This window comes from Micromonospora sp. NPDC047527 (assembly GCF_040643015.1).
Taxonomy (GTDB): Bacteria; Actinomycetota; Actinomycetes; order Mycobacteriales; family Micromonosporaceae; genus Micromonospora.
In genome coordinates this window covers 1-3,037 of sequence record NZ_JBEYTK010000020.1, presented here as the reverse complement: position 1 = coordinate 3,037, position 3,037 = coordinate 1, and the positions used below count along the sequence as shown (strand labels likewise).

At 71.1% G+C, this 3,037-nt stretch carries 1 protein-coding gene; it reads left to right on the top strand.

Translation table 11 applies throughout. The features are described from left to right. The first annotated feature begins 180 nt into the window (after window positions 1-180). Window positions 181-2,169: an excinuclease ABC subunit UvrC gene (gene uvrC, locus ABZ808_RS30860; protein WP_357012921.1), complete on the top strand. Its 1,989-nt coding sequence runs from the start codon at window positions 181-183 to the stop codon at window positions 2,167-2,169. Window positions 2,170-3,037 lie beyond the last annotated feature (868 nt).

Here is a 3,037-nt window from a genome sequence, read left to right as displayed (position 1 = left end):
CCCCTGTGTTGGCTTACCCCCGGTGAGCTCTCCCCATCGGGTGGGGGGGGGGGCCCCCCCCGCCCCCCCCCCCCCCCCCCGGCCCGGGGGGGGGCCCCCCCCCCCCCCCCACGTCCCGAAACGCCGAGTGGATCTAGCGCTCGCGGTGGCGTGTCGGTGGTGCGGACTAGGCTTGCGGGCGTGGCTGACCCCTCGACCTACCGTCCCGCACCCGGCACGATCCCGGAGTCACCGGGGGTCTACCGCTTCCGCGACGGCACCGGCCGGGTGATCTACGTCGGCAAGGCGAAGAACCTGCGCAGCAGGCTCAACTCCTACTTCGGCGATGTGTGGAACCTGCACGAGCGCACCCGGCAGATGGTCACCACCGCCGAGTCGGTGGACTGGATCACCGTCGGCACCGAGGTCGAGGCGCTCCAACTGGAGTTCACCTGGATCAAGCAGTACGACCCCCGGTTCAACGTCCGCTACCGCGACGACAAGTCGTACCCCTACCTGGCCGTCACCCTCGACGAGGAATACCCCCGGCTGCAGGTGATGCGCGGCGCCAAGCGCAAGGGTGTGCGCTACTTCGGGCCCTACTCGCACGCCTGGGCGATCCGCGAGACCCTCGACCTGCTGCTGCGGGTGTTCCCCGCCCGGACGTGCTCGACCGGGGTGTTCAAGCGGGCCGGCCAGGTCGGTCGCCCCTGCCTGCTCGGCTACATCGGCAAGTGCTCGGCGCCCTGCGTCGGCACCGTCTCCGCCGACGAACACCGGGCCATCGTCGACGGGTTCTGCGACTTCATGGCCGGGCGCACCGACACCATGGTCCGCAAGATCGAACGCGAGATGATCGAGGCGAGCGAGCAGCTGGAGTTCGAGCGGGCCGCCCGGCTGCGCGACGACGTGGCCGCACTGCGCCGGGCCATGGAGAAGCAGACTGTGGTGCTCGGCGACGGCACCGACGCGGACGTGGTCGCGTTCGCCGACGACCCCCTTGAGGCTGCCGTGCAGGTCTTCCACGTCCGCGACGGCCGCGTCCGCGGCCAGCGCGGCTGGGTCGTGGAGAAGACCGAGGACCTGACCACCGGCGACCTCGTCCACCACTTCTGCACCCAGGTGTACGGCGGTGAGCACGGCGAAACCGACGTACCCCGGGAGTTGCTCGTGCCCGCGCTGCCCGCGGACGCCGACGCGCTGGCCGAATGGCTCACCAACCACCGCGGCAGCCGGGTGTCGCTGCGGGTGCCGCAGCGCGGCGACAAGCGGGCACTGATGGAGACGGTGGAGCGCAACGCCAAGGACGCGCTGGCCCGGCACAAGCTCAAGCGGGCCGGTGACCTGACCACCCGAGGCAAGGCACTGGACGAGATCAGCGAGGCGCTCGACATGCGTACCTCGCCGCTGCGCATCGAGTGCTTCGACATCTCGCAGATCCAGGGCACCGACGTCGTCGCCAGCATGGTGGTCTTCGAAGACGGTCTGCCCCGCAAGAGCGAGTACCGGCGGTTCATCGTCCGGGGCGCGACCGACGACCTCTCCGCGATGTCCGAGGTGCTGCGCCGCCGCTTCGCCCGCTACCTCGACGCGCGGGCCGAGACGGGAGAAGTGGGTGTGGAGTCCGCCGACGACCCAGCCGCACCCGGAGGCGCGGTCGATCCGCAGGTCGGCGTCCTGGTCGACCCGACCACCGGGCGGCCCCGGAAGTTCGCGTACCCGCCGCAGCTCGTGGTCGTCGACGGCGGCGCGCCGCAGGTCGCGGCGGCCGCCCAGGCCCTCGCGGACATGGGGATCGACGACGTCGCGCTGTGCGGCCTGGCCAAGCGGCTGGAGGAGGTGTGGCTCCCCGACGACGAGTTCCCGGTCATCCTGCCGCGCACCTCCGAGGGGCTCTACCTGCTGCAACGGGTCCGTGACGAGGCGCACCGCTTCGCCATCACGTTCCACCGCCAACGCCGCTCCAAGCGAATGACCGAGTCGGCGCTGGACACCGTTCCCGGCCTGGGGGAGGTACGCCGCAAGGCCCTGCTGCGGCACTTCGGCTCGCTCAAGCGACTCTCCACCGCCAGTGTCGACGAGATCACCGAGGTGCCCGGGGTGGGTCGGCGTACCGCCGAGGCGATCCTGGCCGCCCTCGACAAGGACACGGCGGCGAACGACGAAACAACAGCGACGCCAAGTCCGTAGCCTGCTGGCCCGCCCGTCCCCGTGCCTGCCCGCTAGCCTGCCTGCCTGCGGTCTGTCCGTGTGCCCGGTTTGTCGTGTGCCCGGTCTGTCGTGTGCTCGGTCTGTCGTGTGCCCGGCTCCGTCTGTCGGTTGTTCGCATGATCGTGCTCGATCCTGGTTGTAGCGGCCTCGTTCCCTGGGTGAGGGCCCTGTTTCCTGGTTCGAGCACATGGGTTGGTTGGTGCGCGGCCTGGGGTTCCGGCCGGTGGAATCCCGTGCTTCCCGGCCTCTCCGGTCCGCAGCCCTCCCGGGCGAGCGTCGCCGTCGCGCAGCGGCGTCGTTTGGGGTGGGCGTCCGGTTGGGCGCTTGGCGGCGTCCGAATCCTGACAGCGAGCGCTTGATCGACTCCATGTCGCCGATGTGGGGGTATCCGGGACGCTCTGATACCGCGATATCGGCGATACGGAGTCGATCACCGCCCGGCGCCGGGTTCGGCGGGCCGGTTTGTCGGGTTTGGGGTCGGGGTCCCGTGGTCGGTGGCACGCTGGCGGCGGAATGATGGGCCGGGCCGGGTGGTTGTACAGGGGGTAACCACGACAGTCGCGGCCCCCGGCCCGACCGCGTTGGCCGCCGGGGAACATCCACCCGACCGGCCCGGTTACATCCCCCTGGACCACCCGAGCAGCCCTCCCAGGCCGCCGGGCAGATCCCCCGGAGCGCGGTGGAATGAGTCGCCGGCCCCGACAGTTACATCCCCCTGGACCACCCGAGCAACACCCCAGGCACGTCGGGTGAGATCCCCCGGAGTGCGGTGGAATGAGTCGCCGGCCCCGACGGTTACATCCCCTGGACCACCCGAGCAGGCCCCCCGGGCCGCCGGTGAGATCCC